At 71.2% G+C, this 19,284-nt stretch carries 18 protein-coding genes; 6 read left to right on the top strand and 12 right to left on the bottom strand.

The window, feature by feature from the left end; all coding sequences use genetic code 11:
* From SGA01_RS41265 to SGA01_RS32860, 5 genes are all read right to left on the bottom strand, one after another.
* The coding region (locus SGA01_RS41265; protein WP_167534233.1) for a hypothetical protein at positions 1–1,863 on the bottom strand (1,863 nt) is incomplete at its 3' end.
* Positions 1,864–1,888: 25 nt separating this feature from the next.
* Complete coding sequence (locus SGA01_RS32875) at positions 1,889–4,174, bottom strand: FG-GAP repeat domain-containing protein (protein WP_141301173.1); 2,286 nt, start codon at positions 4,172–4,174, stop codon at positions 1,889–1,891.
* Between the two features lie 28 nt (positions 4,175–4,202).
* Positions 4,203–6,533 carry an FG-GAP repeat domain-containing protein gene (locus SGA01_RS32870; protein ID WP_141301171.1) on the bottom strand — a complete coding sequence of 777 codons (2,331 nt, stop codon included), beginning with the start codon at positions 6,531–6,533 and terminating at the stop codon, positions 4,203–4,205.
* A gap of 123 nt (positions 6,534–6,656) precedes the next feature.
* The gene (locus SGA01_RS32865) at positions 6,657–7,172 is read right to left on the bottom strand and encodes a mycothiol transferase (RefSeq protein ID WP_141301183.1); all 516 of its coding nucleotides are present in this window, start codon (positions 7,170–7,172) and stop codon (positions 6,657–6,659) included.
* Positions 7,173–7,177: 5 nt separating this feature from the next.
* Entirely contained in the window at positions 7,178–7,582 is a 405-nt protein-coding gene (locus SGA01_RS32860) for a DnaJ family domain-containing protein (protein ID WP_055641949.1), read from the bottom strand.
* Between the two features lie 131 nt (positions 7,583–7,713).
* On the opposite strand from SGA01_RS32860, the gene SGA01_RS32855 reads away from it, so the two are divergent.
* On the top strand, positions 7,714–8,550 hold the full coding sequence (locus tag SGA01_RS32855; RefSeq protein WP_141301169.1) for a M23 family metallopeptidase: 837 nt from the start codon (positions 7,714–7,716) through the stop codon (positions 8,548–8,550).
* Positions 8,551–8,649: 99 nt separating this feature from the next.
* On the opposite strand, the gene SGA01_RS32845 is transcribed toward SGA01_RS32855, so the two are convergent.
* Entirely contained in the window at positions 8,650–8,853 is a 204-nt protein-coding gene (locus SGA01_RS32845) for a cold-shock protein (protein WP_030208785.1), read from the bottom strand.
* 296 nt (positions 8,854–9,149) lie between these two features.
* On the opposite strand from SGA01_RS32845, the gene SGA01_RS32840 reads away from it, so the two are divergent.
* The 3 genes from SGA01_RS32840 to SGA01_RS32830 are packed head-to-tail and all read left to right on the top strand — an operon-like array spanning position 9,150 to position 11,896.
* Positions 9,150–10,031 (top strand): menaquinone biosynthetic enzyme MqnA/MqnD family protein, encoded by an 882-nt coding sequence (locus tag SGA01_RS32840; RefSeq protein ID WP_141301167.1) that lies wholly within the window; start codon positions 9,150–9,152, stop codon positions 10,029–10,031.
* Positions 10,032–10,089: 58 nt separating this feature from the next.
* A complete protein-coding gene (gene mqnC / locus SGA01_RS32835) occupies positions 10,090–11,289 on the top strand; it encodes a cyclic dehypoxanthinyl futalosine synthase (RefSeq protein ID WP_141301165.1) in 1,200 nt (399 codons plus the stop codon).
* A 7-nt stretch (positions 11,290–11,296) separates the two neighbouring features.
* On the top strand, positions 11,297–11,896 hold the full coding sequence (locus SGA01_RS32830; RefSeq protein WP_141301163.1) for an imidazolonepropionase-like domain-containing protein: 600 nt from the start codon (positions 11,297–11,299) through the stop codon (positions 11,894–11,896).
* Positions 11,897–11,937: 41 nt separating this feature from the next.
* Here SGA01_RS32830 and SGA01_RS32825 read toward each other — a convergent pair whose 3' ends face one another.
* Together SGA01_RS32825 and SGA01_RS32820 are read right to left on the bottom strand one after the other, a co-directional pair.
* Complete coding sequence (locus SGA01_RS32825; protein ID WP_141301161.1) at positions 11,938–12,642, bottom strand: hypothetical protein; 705 nt, start codon at positions 12,640–12,642, stop codon at positions 11,938–11,940.
* Positions 12,643–12,650: 8 nt separating this feature from the next.
* A complete protein-coding gene (locus SGA01_RS32820) occupies positions 12,651–13,205 on the bottom strand; it encodes a SigE family RNA polymerase sigma factor (protein WP_141301160.1) in 555 nt (184 codons plus the stop codon).
* A 227-nt stretch (positions 13,206–13,432) separates the two neighbouring features.
* On the opposite strand from SGA01_RS32820, the gene SGA01_RS32815 reads away from it, so the two are divergent.
* Positions 13,433–14,128 carry a demethylmenaquinone methyltransferase gene (locus SGA01_RS32815; RefSeq protein ID WP_141301158.1) on the top strand — a complete coding sequence of 232 codons (696 nt, stop codon included), beginning with the start codon at positions 13,433–13,435 and terminating at the stop codon, positions 14,126–14,128.
* Positions 14,129–14,151: 23 nt separating this feature from the next.
* On the opposite strand, the gene SGA01_RS32810 is transcribed toward SGA01_RS32815, so the two are convergent.
* Both SGA01_RS32810 and SGA01_RS32805 read right to left on the bottom strand, forming a co-directional pair.
* Complete coding sequence (locus SGA01_RS32810) at positions 14,152–15,552, bottom strand: phosphodiester glycosidase family protein (RefSeq protein WP_141301156.1); 1,401 nt, start codon at positions 15,550–15,552, stop codon at positions 14,152–14,154.
* A complete protein-coding gene (locus tag SGA01_RS32805; RefSeq protein WP_229918387.1) occupies positions 15,549–16,265 on the bottom strand; it encodes a peptidase inhibitor family I36 protein in 717 nt (238 codons plus the stop codon). The genes SGA01_RS32810 and SGA01_RS32805 overlap by 4 nt, the downstream gene beginning before the upstream one ends.
* A gap of 146 nt (positions 16,266–16,411) precedes the next feature.
* Here SGA01_RS32805 and SGA01_RS32800 point away from each other — a divergent pair, with 146 nt between their 5' ends.
* Positions 16,412–17,698 (top strand): geranylgeranyl reductase family protein, encoded by a 1,287-nt coding sequence (locus SGA01_RS32800; protein WP_055641940.1) that lies wholly within the window; start codon positions 16,412–16,414, stop codon positions 17,696–17,698.
* 73 nt (positions 17,699–17,771) lie between these two features.
* Here SGA01_RS32800 and SGA01_RS32795 read toward each other — a convergent pair whose 3' ends face one another.
* Positions 17,772–18,728: a hypothetical protein gene (locus SGA01_RS32795; RefSeq protein ID WP_141301152.1), complete on the bottom strand. Its 957-nt coding sequence runs from the start codon at positions 18,726–18,728 to the stop codon at positions 17,772–17,774.
* 67 nt (positions 18,729–18,795) lie between these two features.
* Positions 18,796–19,209, bottom strand: coding sequence for a hypothetical protein (locus SGA01_RS32790; RefSeq protein ID WP_055641938.1), 414 nt, complete (start codon positions 19,207–19,209; stop codon positions 18,796–18,798).
* Positions 19,210–19,284 lie beyond the last annotated feature (75 nt).

Raw genomic sequence — 19,284 nt, 5'->3', positions numbered from 1 at the left:
GTCGAAGGGGGCGGTGACGGAGCCGGTGCCCTTGTAGAGCCAGAGGGCGCCGGTCTTGTCGGTGGCGAGGAGGTCGGGGCGGCCGTCGCCGGTGAGGTCGCTGCCGGCGGTGAGCTGGTTGTAGACGCCCCAGCCGCCGCCGACCCTGGTGCGGGCGGCGAAGGGGGCCGTGGCCTTGCCGGTGCCCGCCCAGGACCACAGGACGCCGGTCCTGTCCCGGGCGATCAGGTCGGGGTGGCGGGCGCCGCCGATGTTTCCGGGCGTGACGATCTGGTCGTAGACGGCCCAGCCGCCTCCGTTGAGCGACTCCGCTCTCGCCGGCGCCCCGGAGTGGTCGAGCATCTGACGGGCGTCGTAGAGGAGGATGTGGCCGCCTTCCCGGAAGATCAGGTCCGGGGAGCCGCTGTCGGAGAAGTCGTGCGGCGAGGGCTTGCTTGCGACCGTGAGGGTGCCCGACCGCTCGACCGGCCCGCCGATGCCGTTCGTGGGCTTGGCCGTCATGCGCCAGGTGTAGGCGCCGTTGTACGCGGCCGTGGCGTCGTCGAAGGTGCCGTCCCACCAGGCGTTGGCGCGCCCTTCCCGGTTCAGGTCCTGGCGGAGGACGCGGCGCTTCCCGGACGCGGTGTGCGTCAGCTCGACGCGTACCGTCGCGGAGGTCGAGCCGGCGAACTGGAAGATCAGGTTCGTGTCGCGTGTGCCGAAGTCGATGGTCGCGGGGACGGACTGGGAGGTCAGTTCGAGCACGATGGGACGGCCGGTGCTCGCCACGAGGGTGGCGGTCGGGGTGGCTCCGTCCGCGCCGGGGGTGACCCGGTAGAGGCCCTCGCCCTGTGCGATCGTGCCGCCGAGGACCAGCAGGCCGCCGTCGACGTCGTTGCGGATCTCGCTCACGGTGTCGAGGAGCGTCGCTGTCCGGCCGTCGGTCAGCGAGCGGACCGTGAGGGAGTGGAGGGGGTTGGGGAAGACGGCCCTCGCGCCGCCCGTCGCGGCGTACGCGACCCAGTCGTCGCCCAGGAGCCCGGTCGCGAGCCCGCCCGTCCCGAGGGGGATGGACGTGCTCTCGTCCTGGCCCCGCCGGGCGACACGGAGGACGGCCTTCTCGGTGCTGGAGTACTCCGCCCAGGCCAGGTGGGTGGCGGACGCGCGGACCCCGGAGTCGTAGTTGCCGGCGGTGAGGGGCCGGTCCTCCACGACCGCGGCGGAGGCGACGTCCACCAGGGCCACGCGCAGGGGGTCCGTCCAGGTCGCGCTGTGACGGATGACCAGGGTGTCGGGCGAGGGCTGGTCGTACCAGCGGACGACCGCGCCGGCCGGCATCCCGGTGACCGTGCGGTCCACGAGGGTGTCGCCGGACTTGGAGACGAGGTGGATGGCGGCGCCGCCACTGGCGCGCGGGACCTCCATGACGAGGGTGGAGCCGGCCGCCTGGACGAACTTGGCGGACGGGCCGAGGGAGGCGGTGTCGATCACGACGGGGGCGGCGCCGGTGGCCATGTCGTACAGCTTGTAGGTGGTCCCCTCGATCTTCACGATCACGTCGGACCGGGGGCTGCCCTGGTACTTGCCCTTGGGCAGGACGGTGGTGACACCGGTGTCGTACCGCGTCCAGCGGTACACGTCCCCGATGTCGTAGCTGTCGCGGCGGAGCGTCAGGAAGCCCTCGGTGCCGTTGCCGAGGACCCGGGACTCGGGCAGCAGCGCGGCGGCGTCCGCCTCCTGCGCCGCCGTGCCGGAGGCGGGAGCGGTGGTGAGGGTTCCGGTGGCCGCCATGGCAGGTCCGGCCGCGAGCGTGCCCATGGTGACGGCGAGGGCGACGGTGACGGCGGCGGCGAGCCGGGTCCCGGGGGTGCGTGTGTGGAACAAGGGAATGTCCTTCTCGAAGGGGTGCTCAGCCGACCAGGTTGTACGGGGTGGAACCCGCCAGGTAGACGCCGATGCCCGTGCGCGGGGCGAACGGGGCCGAGAGGCTGCCCGTGCCCCGGTGGAGGAACGAGCCGCCGGCCGGGCTGTACGCGAAGAGGTCGGGCTTGCCGTCGCGGTCGAAGTCGCCGGTGCCGACGAGCTGGGTGTAGCCGCCCCAGCCGCCGCCGATGCGCACGCGCGCGCCGAACGCGCCGGTGCCCGTGCTCGGGTACAGCCAGAGGACACCGGTGGTGTCACGGGCGACGAGGTCGCCGTGGACGGTGCCGCCGAGGTTGCCGGTGGCGGTGATCTGGTTCATGACGCCCCAGCCGCCGCCGACCCGCGTCCGGGCGGAGTAGGGGGTCTGCCAGTTGCCCGTGCCCTTGTAGAGCCAGAGGACGCCGGAGGTGTCGGTGGCGAACAGATCGGCCTTGCCGTCGTTGTCGACGTCGCTGCCGCCGGTGATCTTGTTGTACGCCTTCCAGCCGGGGCCGATCTTGGTGCGGGGCGCGAAGGTGCCGTCGCCCTTGCCGAGGTACAGCCAGAGGACGCCGTCCTTGTCCCGGGCGACGAGATCGCTCACGGACGCGCCCGCGACGTTGCCGACGGCCTCGATCTGGTCGTAGACGTTCCAGCCGGAGCCGAGCAGCTTGTGCTCGGACGTGGGGACGCCGTCCACGGAGCCGCTGTTGTTGAGGTCGTCGCGCCACACCCGGCCGGCGGAGTCCCTGGCGAGGATGTCCGGGGTGCCGTTGTCGGAGAAGTCGTGCGCGGCGACCTTGCGGACCACCTTGAGGGCGCCGGTCTTCTTCACCTCGGGGCCGATGCCGCTGCGCGGCTTGAGGCGGAGCTCCCAGGTGTAGTCGCCGTTGAAGGCGTCGACGGAGGAGTAGACGAGCCTGCCCGACCAGTCGACCGTGGCCTTGTTGTCCGGGTTGGCCGTCCCGTCCGTGGTCGAGATGAAGATCTGCTCGGTCTTGCCGGTGCGGGTGTGCCGCAGCGTGAACGTGCCGTCCACGTTCGGCTGGGTCAGGGTCCAGGAGAACCTCGCCCCCTGGTTCTTGTCGAGGTCGACCACGGCCGGGGCGGAGTCCTGCGAGACGATCCCGAGCGCGGTCGGGGTGTTCGTGGTCGCGACCTTGGTGACGGTCGGCGCGCCGCCCGTCTCGTTCGCGGTGACCTTGTAGACGCCCTCGCCCTCGGTGAGGCTGCCGCCGCGCACGATGAGGGAGCCGTCGGTGTCCGAGACCGCGGAGACGACGTGGTCGAGGAGTTTGACCGGCGTCCCGCCGCCGAGGGGGCGGGCGGTCAGCGGGTAGTACGGCGACGTACCGGTGGACTGGAAGCCACCGGTACGGGTGTAGGTCACCCAGTCGCCCAGGAGGCCCGTGTGCATGGTCTTGCCGCCACCGACGAGGCCCAGGTCGGTGGTGGTGGCCGCGCCGCCGCCGCGCGGGGCGGTGTGGAGGAGGGCGGCGCGCTTCCCCAGGCCGAGCGGCCCGTCGGGGATGTAGTAGTACTCGATCCAGGACCAGTGGGTCGGCGAGAGGGAGACGTCGGCGAGCTCCAGCGAGCTCTCCGGGCGCGTCTCCAGGACCTCGCCGGTCACGGTGTCCACGGCGGCCAGGTGGTAGCGGAGGGTGGAGTCCTTGCCCGTCTCGTACGCGATGACGGCCGTGCCGGGCGTCGTCAGGACGACCTTGGTCAGCTTGGCGTTGCCCGGGATGCCGGTCACGGGGGTGGAGACCGGCGCGCCGGAGCTGCCCTTGCGGAGGATGGCGACGCTCACGGCGCCGGTGTTGCGGTCCTCGGTGGTGGTCACGAGCGCCGAGCCGATGATCCCGTTCACGTAGGTGCCGTTGTTCATCGAGACGCCGCCGGCGGAGGTGCCCGACTGGGCCATGTCGTACATCGAGAACGAGAGCGAACCGGGCTGGTGGCCCCAGACGATGTCCGAACCCTGGCCGGAGAAGGAGGTGTTCGGCCTGTTCAGGACGGTGGTGGAGCCGTCGGCGTACTTCGTCCAGAGGAAGTCGGTGGCGAACGTGACGGGGTCGGTGACCGCGCTGAGGAAGCCGGTGGTCCCGGCGCTGGTGACCCGAGCGCCCTGCGGGAGCGTGCCGATCGCCTCGGCGGTCTGCCCGACCGCCGGGCCGGGGGCGGGGGCCGCGAGGGCGGGGGTGGCGACAAGGGCCGTACCGGCCGTGAGCGCCAGGACGGCGGTGACGGCGGCGGCGAGGTGACGCCGGGAGGAGGTACGCGAGCGAGTCAAAGGATCGTTTCCTCTTGAGTCGTGGGTGTCAGAGCGCGTGCTGGTAGGCCGCGCCGGCGTACTTGAGGAGCTCGGCGTCGGCGCGGCCCGCGAAGGGCGCGCTCCAGTTGCCCGTACCGGCGTAGAAGTACGAGGGGCCGTTCTTGTTCCACGCGTACAGGTCGGTCCGGCCGTCCTTGTTCGCGTCGCCGAAGCCGATGAGCTCCGTGAAGCCGCCCCAGCCGGCGCCGACCTTGACGCGGGTCGCGAACGTCCCGTCGCCCTTGCCGAGGTAGAGCCAGAGGACGCCGGCCGTGTCGCGCGCGAGCAGGTCACCCGCGGGGCCGCCGGCCAGGTTCCCCACGGCCGTCAGCTGGTTGTAGCCGCCCCAGCCGCCGCCGAGCTTCGTCCGGGCGCCGAAGGGCGTGGCGGCGCTGCCGGTGCCCTTGTAGAGGTAGAGATCCCCGGCCTTGTCGGTGGCGACGAGGTCGGCCTTGCCGTCGCCGGTGAGGTCGCTGCCGCCCGCGAGGTGGTTGTAGACGCCCCAGCCGGGACCGATCTTCGTACGGGCGCCCAGCGGCTTCGTCTCGTCGCCGGTGCCCTGGTACAGCCACAGGACGCCGGTCTTGTCACGGGCGATCACGTCGGCGACGTTCGTCCCCGCGACGTTCCCGACGGACTCGATCCGGTCGTACGTGTTCCAGCCGGGACCGACCGCCGTGCGCTGGTACGTGGGCGCGAGCTTCCGCGTGTTGGAGTCGTACGTGCTGTCGAAGCGCCAGAGCGAGCCGTTCAAGTCCCGGGCGAACAGGTCCGGCGAGCCGTTGTCGCTGTAGTCGTGCGGCTTCACCGTGCGGACGATCCTGAAGCTGCCCGCCTGCTTCAGCTCGGGGCCGATGCCGTTCTGCGGGACGGCGCGGAAGGACCAGGCGTAGTCGCCGTTGAGGGCGGACTTGCCGTTCTTCGACAGGTCGTCGAGGACGCCCTGCCAGGTGATGCCGAAGGTGGTGTCGTCGAAGGTGTGCGCGGACGGGTAGTCGCGGCGCACCTTGAGGTCACGGATGTAGGTCTGACCGGTCCTCAGGTGGGTGAGTTTCAGCTGGACGTCGGCGTTGAGCCGGGACAGCCGCCACTTCAGCTCGGTCTCGCGGTCGCGGTCGAAGTCGATGACGGCCGGGACCTGGGAACCGAGGTAGGTGAGCTTGGTCGGCTCCCCGGTCGTCGCGACCTTCGCGACGCCGATCTCGGCGCCGGGGGCGGGGGAGGAGACCTTGTAGAGGCCCTCGCCCTGGTCGACCGTGCCGCCGCGCACGAGCAGGGAGCCGTCCTCGGCGGCCTGCACGGAGGTGGCGTAGTCCGTGACGGGGACGGGCTCGGAGGTCTCCCCGGCCGTCAGGTCGACCGCCTGGATCCTCGTGTTGGGGAAGGTGCCGTTGTCGGTGAGCTTGCTCGGGGCGCCGTACACCAGCCAGTTGCCGGTGAGGCCAAGGAAGTACTCGTCGGTGTAGGGCACGGCGTGCCTCTTGTAGGCGCGGGTCTTCCGGTCGACCGTGGTGTAGACGATGCCCTGGTCCTCGGTGAACTGCGTCCAGGCGACGTGCGTGGCGGAGAGCGCCAGCCGTGACTGCAGGTAGCCGGACTCCCCGGCGGGGTACGTCTCGACGACCGCGCCGGTCGCCAGGTCGACGACGGCACGGCCGCCGAAGCCCAGTTCGTCGTCGCTGTCCTCGTAACCGACGAGGATCTCGCCGTCGACGGCGGGCGCGTCGGTGAAGAAGTCGCGTGCGCCGGCGGGGAGTCCGGTCACCTCGCGACTGTGGACGCCGTCGCTCTCCTCGGTGACGAGGAGCAGCTTCTCGCCGCGGGCGCCGTTGACGGGCGCCTTGGCGAGGACGGTGCGCGGGCCGACGGCCTGGACGTAGGTGGCCCCCAGCGAGCCGAGGTCGAAGGAGACCACGACGGCGGGCCGGTCGGCGACGGGCACGGACATGTCCAGGAGCGTGACGTGACGCATCAGGTGCGGGGCGGCGGAGTCGCCGACCACCAGGGTGTCCGTGCCGGTGGCGTCGATGCCACCGCCGGCGGGGGACGCGACGGGGGCCGAGCTGCCGTCCGCGTACCGGGTCCACCGGAGCTCGTCGGTGCTCTCGGAGCGGGTCAGGAAGCCGGTGGCCCCGGCGCCCGCGATCTTCGCGCCGACCGGGAACGGCACGGACACGTCCTCGGCGGCGGCGGCGGCGGTGGCGGTGGCGGTCGCGCCCACCGGCGCGGCGACCGCGACCGGTCCGGCCGCCACACCCGTACCGACGGTGATCGCGAGGACGGCGGTCACGGCGGCGGCGAGGTGTCGACGACGCTGAGCGGAATAACGATTCTGCATGGTGAGTCCCCCAAGGAAACCGAACATGGCAACTGCCACGCCGGTATGACTCACCATCACGATCTTTGGTTGTACGGCCGGCCGGAGGCCGCCACCGCCACCACCCTCACCACCGGGCGGGCCTCACACCGATGCGCGCCGCTCCACCACACCCCGTACGAACGCCGCCTGGCCCGCGTGCTGGAGATCGTCCGCGATCACCGAGACCAGCCGGACGCCGAGGGTGACCGGCGGGTCCCAGGAGGTGTCGACGACCCGGCCCAGATCCGCGTTGGTCACCGTCCCGACCAGCTCCACCGTCCGTGCGTGCACGGCGTCGTGGTAGCCGAGCAGCAGCTCGGCCGACGCCCGCACCGCGCCGACCTGGGCGCTCGTCTGCCCGTAACCGGTGGCCCGCCGGGAGAAGGGCAGGCCGAAGCGGGTCTCCCAGCCGTCCGACACCCACAGCTGCGCCGTGTCGAACGCGCCCGCGAGGTGGTCGTCCTGGATCCGGGTGAGGTGCCAGACGAGCCAGGCGACCGAGTTGGCATCCGGGTCGATCCGGGCGGCCAGCTCGTCCTCCGTCAGGCCCTCCACGGCTTCGTGGACGGCCTCCTTCACGCGTCCGAAAGAGTCGACCAACAGGCCTGAGCTGTTCACCGGGTTCACGGGAGTTTCCTCTCCGCCCTCCACCGCTCCAGCACCGCGTCGACGTCGAAGAGCGTCAGGTTCAGCGGCGGTCCGGCCGGCGGCCGGGCGAGGGCTTCGGCGATCTTGGTGTTGATCTCGCCGAGGATCCGGCGGACCTGGCTCTCCGAGACGGCCGCGGCCACCGCCTCCTGCGCGTCCTCGGCCTCCTTGCGCAGCGCCAGCGAGGGAGGCAGCACGGACGCGCCCTCGCTGTGCATCTTTCCCTTGATCCACCACAGCTCGTCGTACGGGGCGGAGTCGTCGGGCAGCGGCTTCCCGAAGCCGGGCAGGCTCCGGAACTCGCCGCGCTCCGAGGCCTCCCGGATCTGCTTGTCGACGAACGACTCGAAGCTCACACCCGGCGGTTTCCGTTCGGTCATGTGTCCAGCCTACGTAACGACGGCCGTACGAGTGTGGGTCTCGCGGACTACTACGGCACCCGATCTTCCGGCACGCTGTGGTCCGTTCAACGCGCGTCGACCCTTGTCCCCGTTCGGTTCCTGGAGGATGCATGCGTGCCCGGATCACCCCCCTCGGCACCCTGCTCGCGCTTCTCGCGGGCCTGCTCACCGCGCTCGTCACGACCACCCCCGCCCAGGCGGCGCCGCTCTTCAAGGCGCCCTACCCGTGCGGCCAGAAATGGACCTACGGCCACCACTCCGCCGAGGTCCGCCAGGCCCTCGACTTCATCCGCGCCGACGGCGGCACCACGGCCGGCACCCCGGTCCTCGCCTCCGCGTCCGGCACCGCCTACCGCTACTCGCAGCCGAGCGGCGCGGGCAACTACATCGTGGTCGACCACGGCAGCGGCTGGAAGACGTACTACTTCCACCTCAACGCCTATTCCGTCGCCAACGGCGCCTGGGTCGCCCAGGGGCAGCAGATCGGCACCACCGGCTCCACCGGCAACAGCTCGGGCGCCCACATCCACTACGAGCAGCTCTACAACGGCGTCGGCCAGCCCATCGTCATCAACGGCGCCTCCCTCGCCCCCTACCCGGGCTCCTACGGCTCCAAGTACCTGACGAGCGACAACGGCTGCTCGGGCGGCGGAGGCGGAAAGTACTGGGTCGACACCTTCGCCAACGCCACGGGCTACGCCCAGGCGAACACCAACGACGCCCAGGGCGTGCTGAACGCGGGCACGAACTACGTCTACTGCAAGGTCTGGGGCCAGGAGGTCCGGGACGCCTCCGGGAACTTCAACCACTGGTGGCTGCGAACCGACCTCGACACCGTCTACGCCGGCAAGAACGGCAACGGAGCGTACGTCTCCGCCTACTACCTGTCACGCTGGGGCAACGACGAGGCCCGTGACAACAACGGCGCCACCATCCCCAGCTGCTGAGGACCCGGAAAAGAGGCAGGAGCCCCGCTCCGTGCCGAGGCACGGAGCGGGGCTCCTTGGGTACTGCTCTAGTCGTGCGCTGTCGCCGACCCGGGCACCTTAGGCCGGGGTGACGTTCTCCGCCTGCGGGCCCTTCGGGCCCTGCGTGACGTCGAAGGTCACGAGCTGGTTCTCCTCAAGCGAACGGAAGCCGTTCGCGTTGATCGCGGAGTAGTGGACGAAGACATCCGGGCCGCCGCCGTCCTGGGCGATGAAGCCGAAGCCCTTTTCAGCGTTGAACCACTTCACGGTTCCGGTAGCCATGAGCCCTCCTATGGGCCAAAGGGTCGCCCTGCTCCAGAACCTGCAAACAAGTCTGAAAACTACAAAAGCCTGCGGGTCACATGCTCCGCAGGCTCTGTACTGCAAGGGAAACCAAACTGCAACTTGCGGACGAGCCTAGCACGCAGGACGCGGCGGGCGGTAGAGGGAAAGATCACGTCGGCCACATGTTTGATCTGCGGTTCCGTGCTTATGGCGGACACCTCGCACAACGGTCCGCGGGCCGTGTCGCGCGCCCCGGCGATGCCCGCCGTACGAGACAGGTCTAGCCTCGCGATGTGGACAATGCAACCGATGACCACCAGCGCAGCCGGCCCCGCGTCGGACACATCCAGTTCCTGAACTGCCTGCCCCTTTACTGGGGGCTCGCGAGGACCGGAACTCTTCTCGATCTCGAGCTCACGAAGGACACCCCGGAGAAGCTCAGCGAGCGCCTCGTCAGGGGCGACCTCGACGTCGGCCCCATCACCCTCGTCGAATACCTCCGCAACGCGGAGGACCTCGTCGCCCTGCCCGACATCGCCGTCGGCTGCGACGGGCCCGTCATGTCGTGCGTGATCGTCTCCCAGCGGCCGCTCAAGGAGCTGGACGGAGCCCGGGTGGCGCTCGGCTCCACCTCCCGCACCTCGGTGCGCCTCGCCCAGCTGCTGCTCGCCGAGCAGTACGGGGTGAAGCCCGACTACTACACGTGCCCGCCCGACCTCGGCGTGATGATGCAGGAGGCGGAGGCGGCGGTCCTCATCGGCGACGCCGCGCTCCGGGCCTCGCTGCACGACGCCCCCCGCCTCGGGCTCCAGGTCCACGACCTGGGCCTGATGTGGAAGGAGTGGACCGGGCTGCCGTTCGTCTTCGCCGTGTGGGCGGCGCGCAAGGACTACCTGGCCCGGGAGCCGGAGACCGTCCGCGAGGTGCACCAGGCGTTCCTGGCCTCGCGCGACCTCTCCCTCGAAGAGGTCGCCAAGGTCGCCGAGCAGGCCGCCCGCTGGGAGACCTTCGACGCCGAACTCCTGGAGCGGTACTTCCGTACGCTCGACTTCCGCTTCGGCCCGGAGCAGCTCGCGGGCGTGCGGGAGTTCGCCCGCCGCACCGGCCCGACGACGGGTTTCCCGGCCGACGTCCGGGTGGAGCTGCTGCCGCCGAGCACCCAGCGGAAGCCGTGACAAGCGCTGGCGTAGGCTGGTTCGGACGTTCAGAACCCCTCCGAAAGGGACAGACCCGGTGACCGAGAAGGCCGAACTGCAGTCCGTTCTCGACCGCGCAGCCGCGGGCGGCCGGATCACCCCCGAGGAGGCGCTCGACCTCTACCGCTCGGCGCCGCTGCACGCGCTGGGCGCCGCCGCCGACGCCGTGCGCCGCCGCCGGTACGCGGGGACCGAGCACATCGCGACGTACATCATCGAGCGGAACATCAACTACACGAACGTCTGCGTGACGGCGTGCAAGTTCTGCGCGTTCTACGCCGCGCCGAAGGACACCAAGAAGGGCTGGACCCGGGACCTCGACGACATCCTGCGCCGCTGCGCGGAGACCGTGGAGCTCGGCGGCACCCAGATCATGTTCCAGGGCGGCCACCACCCGGACTTCGGCGTCGAGTACTACGAGAAGCACTTCGCGGCCATCAAGAAGGACTTCCCGCAGCTCGTCATCCACTCCCTCGGCGCGTCCGAGGTCGAGCACATGGCCCGTATCTCGGGCGTCTCCGTCGAGGAGGCGATCACCCGGATCCACGCCGCCGGCCTCGACTCCTTCGCGGGCGCCGGCGCGGAGCTGCTCCCCGAGCGGCCGCGCAAGGCCATCGCCCCGCTCAAGGAGAGCGGCGAGCGCTGGCTGGAGATCATGGAGATCGCCCACAAGCTGGGCGTCGAGTCCACCTCCACCATGCTGATGGGCACGGGCGAGACCAACGCCGAGCGGATCGAGCACCTGCGCATGATCCGTGACGTGCAGGACCGGACGGGCGGCTTCCGGGCCTTCATCCCGTACACGTACCAGCCCGAGAACAACCACCTCAAGGGCCGTACGCACGCCACGCTCTTCGAGTACCTGCGCATGATCTCGATCGCGCGGCTCTTCCTCGACAACGTCGCCCACATCCAGGGCTCGTGGCTCACCACGGGCAAGGAGATCGGCCAGCTGACCCTGCACTACGGCGCGGACGACCTCGGCTCGATCATGCTGGAGGAGAACGTCGTCTCCTCGGCGGGCGCCAAGCACCGCTCCAACCTGCGCGAGATGATCGACATGATCCGCACGGCGGACCGTGTCCCGGCGCAGCGCGCCACGACGTACGAGCACCTCGTCGTCCACGACGACCCGGCGAACGACCCGGTCGACGAGCGTGTCGCCTCGCACATCTCGTCCACGGCGATCGAGGGCGGCACGGCGCACCCGGAGCTGAAGCTCCTCGACGCGAACTGAGGCCGCCGTGCAGACGATCCACGTCGCCGAGGCGTCGCCCGAGACCGCGGTCCTGGTCGACGGCGGCGTCGTCGCCGCCGTCGGCCCGTACGAGGACCTGGTCGCCGTCCGCCCCGAGGCACGGGTGCGGCGGTGGCCCGGCATCCTCACGCCCGGTCTGCTCAACCCGTACGCGCCCGAGCTCCTCGAAGGCATGTACCACCCGGACCCCCGGGAGGCCGAGGGGTTCGGTACCGAGCCGATCCCCGGGGAGCGGGCGCAGCGGATCTTCCGGATGGACCCGTCCCGCCGCGGGGCGTCCGCGCGCCGCGGCGTGCAGCGGATGCTCGCGCACGGGACGGTCGCGGTAGCGGGCGAGCTCCGCAGCCAGGCGGCGGCGGACGCCGTGCGCCGGGCCGGTCTGGCCGTCGGCCGCCGCCCCGACAAGCTCCCGGCCGGCCCGTCCTTCTCGCCGGCGCCGCTGATCCTGCTGCCCGGTCTGGCCCCGGGAGGCCCGGCCCGCTTCGCCGTCTTCGACGTCCCGGACCGGGCGGCCCTGGTCCGGCTCGGCCCGTCGACGTGCGTCGCCACCGTGATCGGCGGCCGACTGGTCTACCGGGCCCGCTGAGCCGTCCGGGAGCCGGTCCCGGGGTCCGTTCCGGGGTCCGGTCAGAGTTTCGTGCGGGGTCGTGTCAGCCCTCCTCCGAGCGGCTCCTCCGGCTCCAGCGGATGCGCGTTCCGGGCCTTCACCAGCTCCATGAAGCGTGGGTCCCTGGTCACGGCGGAGAGGTCGCGTGCCTTCAGCGGCACCGCCGTGCCCCACCCGAACACGGAAAGCGTGACCCGGCTCTTGCCGTACCAGTACTGCGCGGCCTTGAAGTCGGCCCAATCGACGATCTGCACGGTCTTCAGCTTCGTGTCCTTCTCGCAGTGGCAGTCCTGGATGAGGGAAGCCGACATCGGCCGCACCGAGACCGTCATGATGAAGGGCCGGCCGTCCACCGTGATCCGGTACTCGGCCACCTGGCCCTCCACCGGCCGGATGTCGGTGACCTTCGCGGGCAGCAGCTCGTCGAGGAGCGCCGCCGTCTTCCGCTGGTGCTCCGTGGCGCGCTCCCGCTCGGCCTCGGCCTCGGCGTCGATGTGCTTCGCCACCCCGGCGACGTCCGTCCCCGGACTCGGCAACAGCGTGAGACCGAGGCCCCCCACCGCGAGCACGCCGAACGCCGCCGCCCCGACCGCGAACCGGGCCCGGGCCCGCCGCCTGCGGCCCTCGCGCACGGCGAACGGGGCGAGGTCGGGCAGCGGCGGCAGACCGTCCGTCGTGCGGTCCATGGCGTCGCGCAGCAGAACCATGTCGTCGTTGTCTTCCACGGCGGACCTCAGCTTTCCGTGAGCGAGAGCCCGGCATCCGCCAGGCGCACGCGGAGTCGGGCGAGCGAGCGGGAGCACTGGCTCTTGACGGTGGCCTCGCTGCACCGCAGCAGGGTCGCCACGGAGGCCACGCTCTGGTCCTCCCAGTAGCGCAGCACGACCATCGCCCGGGCCCGGGGAGGGAGTTCGGCGAGGGCGGCGAGCAGCGTCACCCGCAGATCGGCGTGGTCGGCGGCCGGTGCCGGGGCCGTACCCCCGGTCCGGGTGAGGACGAGCAGATCGCGCAGCCCGCGCCGCCGCTCGGACAGGAAGGTCCGGGTCAGCACGGTCTTGGCGTACGCGTACGGGTGATCGGCGGCCCCCGCCCGCCGCCAGTGCTGGTACAGCTTGGCCAGTGTGGTCTGGGTCAGGTCCCGGGCGGTCTCGGCGTCGCCGCAGAGCAGGTACGCAGTGCGGTACAGCCGCTGCTGGGCGGCCCGGGCGAACTCCTCGAACCCGGCGTCCGACCCGACGTCCACCCCGATGTCCGGCTCCGTGGCTCTCACGTCGGTCGACACTGCCATCGCACCCCTTCTCCCCTCGCCGTCGCACCCCGCCGTCGTGGCGCGTGCTCGACCGTCCTTGAGCGCCCCCGGCCCCGAAAGGTTGAAAGGAGTTCCGGGAAATCCTGCCGCCCGGCAAGGACGGACACGCCCCCGGGGCCGCCCGGCGGGCCCGCTCCGGGCGGCAGGGCCCCGCCTGCCAGAATGGGTGGATCCGTCCGCACCCGATCTTGCGAGGCCGAACGCCAGTGACCCGCGCCACTCTGGACAAGCAGCCGCACGAAGTCGCCTCGATGTTCGACGACGTGGCGGCGAACTACGACCTCACCAACGACGTGCTCTCCCTCGGGCAGGACCGTCGCTGGCGCAAGGAGGTCGCGAAGGCGGTCGACGCCCGCCCCGCGCAGAAGATCCTCGACCTCGCGGCGGGTACGGCCACGTCCTCGCAGCCCTTCGCCCGCGCGGGCGCGTACGTCGTCCCCTGCGACTTCTCCCTCGGCATGCTCCGGGTCGGCAAGAAGAACCACCCGTGGATGCCGTTCACGGCGGGCGACGGCACGAAGCTGCCGTTCCGTGACGACGTCTTCGACGCCGTCACGATCTCCTTCGGCCTGCGGAACATCCAGGACACCGAGCAGGCGCTGCGCGAGCTGTACCGCGTCACGAAGCCCGGCGGCCGGGTCGTCATCAGCGAGTTCTCGCACGCCACCTGGGCGCCGTTCCGCACGGTGTACGAGGAGTACCTGATGCGCGCGCTGCCGCCGGTGGCCCGTGCGATCTCCTCGAACCCGGACGCGTACGTGTACCTGGCCGAGTCCATCCGGTCCTGGCCGGACCAGCCGACCCTGGCGGGGATGCTCCAGAAGGCCGGCTGGTCGAAGGTGGCCTGGCGGAACCTGACCGGTGGGATCGTGGCGCTCCACCGGGGGTTCAAGGCCGAGTGAGCCGCTGAGGGCCGCCGGGTCGGCTACCGCGCGGTGAGTCCGTAACCGCCGTGGCCGGTGAAGACGGTGTCCGCGACCTTGCGGTACACGTGGTTCGGTGCCGGGCCGTCCGTCGCGGGGGTGTGCGTCGTGGTCGTGCCGGCGGTGTGGGTGACGAGGGTGGTCGACCCGCCGCCGTCCAGGTTGAGCGCGTCGACGAGGCCCAGGGGCTCGGCGTCGAGGAGCGTGGCGAATCCGTCCACGTAGTCGCCGTCCTCGATGCTCTTCCCGGTGAGCGTGATGAGCACGGAACGGCCGGCGGTGGTGGTGCCGATGGCGGTCCGCGAGTCGGTGCAGATCATCGTCTTGCCGTCGTTCCCCAGGACCTCGCCGTTGCACGAGTGCGGCACGGAGTTCTTCCGGCCGTTGCTCAGCAGGTGGTGGAAGGAACCGACGACGTCGACCGAGGAGTCCAGGCGGATGTCCCGGCCGAGGGTGGTGTCGGTGAGCTTCTGGTTCACGGTCACGCGGTCGTCGAGGGCGAGGTGGGTACGCATCCACTCGGCGCCCTTGCCGATGCCCTGGAGGACGCGGTGTCCGGCCGGGAACTTCTCCGGGTCGGTCACCGGCACCAGGCCCCGGCCTTCGTGGGAGTCGACGACGGCACCGGCGGCGTCGATGACGACCTCGTACCCGGTGTCGTCCTCGCCGGCAGGGAGCTTGTACGAGTCGCTCCCGGGCTTCGGCAGCTGCGCGGCGTAGTCCTCGGTGAAGAGGACGATCTCGTCGAGGTCGGAGAAGAGGCTGCCGGTGATCTTGATGTCTCCCGCGTCCCGCTGACAGCCCCTGGCCCGGCCGGGGTTGCGGTTGATGTCGTCGAGCGTGTAGGTCTCGCCCCGGCCCGTGGTGAGGGTGAGCGTCGTGAGGAGCTTGGTGATGTACGGGACGCCGTACTGGATCACCGCGCCCGCGGTGCCCTCGCCGCCGCCCCAGCAGGAGGAGGAGTGGAGCACGCCGTCGGTGACGGCGACGCCGGTGTGGGTGGCGTTGCCGTTCGGGTCCTCGGCCCGGAACAGGCCGCCGTTGACGCCCGCGTGCGGGTGGCGCGTGGTGTAGGCGGAGGCCTTGAGCTGGTCCGTGACCAGCTCGGGGAGGGCGTCGGCGGAGCCGAAGGCGCTCTCCAGGGTGACGGGGGCGGTGCTCGGGTCGATCTCGACGATCTGGAGGAGACGGCCGGCGTCGCGCTTGTCGGCGGTCGTCTCGGTCCAGGTCGTGTGGGTGACGCCGGCGGCGATCGGGACGGCTGGTCCCTTCGCCCAGTTGTCGGCGAAGGTACGGGGCGGCTCCGCGGTGGCGGGGGATGCCACGGCCGAGGAGGTCAGAGCGAGGGTGGCCGCGAAGGCGGCGGCCACGGCCGGCCAGGGGCGGCGGCGGGCGGCGGTCACTGGCACTCCTGCGTGGACTGGACGAGCTCGTGGGAGCGGAAGGTCCCCGTGAAGGGGGCGGGGACGGTGGTGCTGTCGCCGCGGAGCACGACGTAGGCGCCGTACCGCTCGGTGCCGTTCGTCCAGGTACCGGTGAAGCCGGGCTGCGGGTAGAAGCAGGCGTGCTTCCGGGTGCGGTTGACGACGGAGACCGGAGCCACGTCGGTGCCGTAGGAGCTGCCGTAGTTCGGGGTGGCGGGGCCGGGCGCGGGCAGGTGTGCGGTCATCGTGCCCCGGCCGTTGGCCTCGGCGAAGGTGCAGACGCGGTTGTCGGGGCAGCGCTCATAGCCGGTGTAGCAGTGGGCGGAGGAGGGCGCGAGCTTGTGCGAGCTCGTCGTGGCGGCGGGGAACTCGACGGCGGCGCCCGGCTGCACGGCCTTGACCACTCCGCCGTACGCGCCTCCGGTGTAGAAGCAGGCCCAGTGGGTGGTGTTGTTCATGGCGGAGAGGGCCCGGTCGTCCCAGCCCCCGTCGTAGGTCTCGCGGTCGTTGCCGAGAGGGAAGTCCCGGCGCTCGCCGGCGCCGCCGGAGGCGCCGTAGAGGCAGAGCCTGCCGCTCGCGCAGTCGTCGAAGGCCTCGGCGCTCGCGGGCGAGACGAGGAAGGCCGAGCAGATCAGGGTGAGGACGGCGGCGAGGGCGAGGCCCCACCGCCGAAGGGTTCTTTGTCTGTTCACACAAATGATCATGGCACCGCGACTCGAACATTGGATCGAATTCCGCCGAAAGGAAAAGCGCGTGCGGGACACCCTCCGACCCCCTCGCTCCCGCCCCCCATAGACTGCGATACGTCCTCAACACCGAATTTCCGGGAGACTCCGCCGTGACCGAGCAGCCCCTCTCCGAGCACACCGCAGATGTGATCGTCGTCGGGGCGGGCCCGGCCGGCTCCACCACCGCGTACTACCTGGCCAAGGCCGGACTCGACGTCCTGCTCCTGGAGAAGACCGCCTTCCCCCGCGAGAAGGTCTGCGGCGACGGCCTCACCCCCCGCGCCACCAAGCAGCTCGTCTCCATGGGCATCGACATCTCCGAAGAGGCCGGCTGGCTGCGGAACAAGGGCCTGCGGATCATCGGCGGCGGCGTCCGCCTGGAGCTCGACTGGCCGGAGCTCGCCTCGTACCCGGACTACGGGCTCGTCCGCAAGCGCGACGACTTCGACGAGCAGCTCGCCCGGCAGGCGCAGAAGGCCGGCGCCCGGCTGTACGAGCGCTGCAACGTCGGCGCCCCGATCGTCGACGACCGCACCGGCCGCATCACCGGCGTCCACGCCAAGCTCGGCGAGGAGAAGCGTGAGGTCACCTTCCACGCCCCGCTCGTCGTCGCCGCCGACGGCAACTCCACGCGCCTCTCCCTCGCCATGGGCCTGCACCGCCGCGAGGACCGCCCGATGGGCGTCGCCGTCCGCACGTACTTCACCAGCCCCCGCCACGACGACGACTACCTGGAGTCCTGGCTGGAGCTGTGGGACCGCCGCGGCCCGCAGGACCGGCTGCTCCCCGGCTACGGCTGGATCTTCGGCATGGGCGACGGCACGTCCAACGTCGGCCTCGGCATCCTCAACTCCTCCTCCGCCTTCCGCGAGCTGGACTGGCGCGAGGTGCTCAAGGCCTGGTGCGCCTCGATGCCGGAGGACTGGGGCTACACCCCGGAGAACATGACGACGCCGATCCGCGGCGCCGCCCTCCCGATGGCCTTCAACCGCCAGCCGCACTACACGAAGGGCCTGCTGCTCGTCGGCGACGCGGGCGGGATGGTCAATCCGTTCAACGGCGAGGGCATCGCCTACGCCATGGAGTCCGGCCAGATCGCGGCCGACGTCATCGTCCAGGCCCACGCCCGCACGACCCCCGCCCAGCGTGAACTGGCCCTGCGGAACTACCCGCAGGTCCTCAAGGACACCTACGGCGGCTACTACACGCTCGGCCGCGCCTTCGTGAAGATGATCGGCAACCCGAAGGTCATGAAGATCGCGACCCAGCGCGGCCTGACCCACCCGCTCCTGATGAAGTTCACGCTCAAGATGCTCGCGAACCTCACGGACCCGACGGGCGGCGACGCGATGGACCGCATCATCAACGGCCTCTCGAAGGTGGCCCCGAAGGCCTGACCGCCCGCCGGCGGTCGTTCGGGGAGGCCCCGACGGCACGGGGGAGGAAGTGCCGGGCGGTCGTCCGCCCGGCTCACCCCCCGTTGACCGAAGCGGCCTTCCTGATCCGCTCGTCCAGCTCGACCTTGACCTGCTTCAGGGTCTCGGCATGCTCGTCCATGAGCGCGTTCTGGAACCCGACCTCGGCGGCGTACCAGAGCGCGACCAGGTCCGTCCGCTTCTTGCAGGCCACGTCCTGCTTCGCGGCGGCGATCGCCGGGGCGCCGCCGAACTCGGCCTCGGACCTCAGCCCGAGGGCCTGCTGCGGGGAGACGGGGTCCGTGACGCGGTACCCCTTCTCCGCCATGCACGCCGACCAGGCCTTCACGGCCCCGGCCACCTTCGGCGACTGCCGGGCCCGGGAGAACGCCTCGGACTCCATCCCGAAGACATAGAGCAGGTCCACCGGGTCCTTCTTCTCCGCGTAGAGCCGAAGGTGCCCCTCCCGGCCGCAGCCGCCGACCGGCACCTTCTGCCCGTTGACCGTCCGCCCGCTGTCGGTCCTCCGCGACTCCTCCAGGGTGCGCGGAGGGAGGACGAGCCCGCCCCCGGGCTTGGCCTTGAGCGGCGGTCCGCTCAGGGCCAGCTGCTCGGCGGGAGGAAGCGCCTCCTCGGCCGGCTTGTCGGGCCCGGCGGAGACACCGGGCTTGACGTACCCGTACCGCCCCACCGCCGCCGCGTCCGTGACCCCGTACCGCGACGACGCGCTCTTTCCCCGGGGCGCGGGCCGGACCGCCGGCCGGTACGTGAACCCGAACCGCTTCATGCAGTCCGCCGTCAGCAGGTCCTGCGCCTTCTCCAGACCGCGGATCTGCTCGTCCGTCGTCTTGTACGGATCCAGCGGATACACCAGCTGCGCGGCGGACACCTTGGCCGGGTCGGACACCGGCCCGGCCCCGACGGACACCTCCGGCGCACCCGGCGAGCAGGCGGTGAGCAGCCCCGTGCCCATCAGGAGAGCGGTGGCGATGAGCGCGGGTCGGCGACGCATGAAGGGCTCCGGGAGGGCGAGGCGGCGGGGCGGGGCGGCGGGGGGCAGGGGGCGGCAGGGGCCGAGGTCAGCGGGCCTTGAAGTGGTAGACCGAGGAGACCTGGTTCTTGAAGGTCGTGGAGAAGGTCCCGAAGTAGTTCGCGGGTATCCAGCCCTCGACGCCGCCCGCGCCGGCTCCGGTGTAGACGTACCAGGTGACCTTGTCCTTGTTGAAGTACGAGGCGGCGTTGTTGCCCACGGCATAGCCCTGGCCGGGTCCGGGGCTGATGAACCGGTCGTTGGCGAGGTCGCCGTCCGCCATGTACAGGTCGATGAACGAGCCCCCGAGGGCGGAGTTGTAGAACAGGCCGAACTCGCGGATGTCCAGATAGCCGTCCCTGGTCACGGCCGCGGCGGGGCCGGCGGTCGCCAGCACGCCCGTTCCGAGGGTGCCGAGGGCGGCGACGGCGGTGAGGGCGCGTCGGAGAGCGGTGTTCTTCATGTCCTTGCCTTTCCGTATCGAAGAAGTGCGAGAACTGTGCGACGGGTGGTGACGGTGTGAGGTCGTGCAGGAGCC

The organism is Streptomyces gardneri (genome assembly GCF_006539185.1).
GTDB lineage: Bacteria > Actinomycetota > Actinomycetes > Streptomycetales > Streptomycetaceae > Streptomyces > Streptomyces gardneri.
Note: the sequence above shows the minus strand (reverse complement) of the source record. Positions and strands in the feature narration are given on the sequence as shown.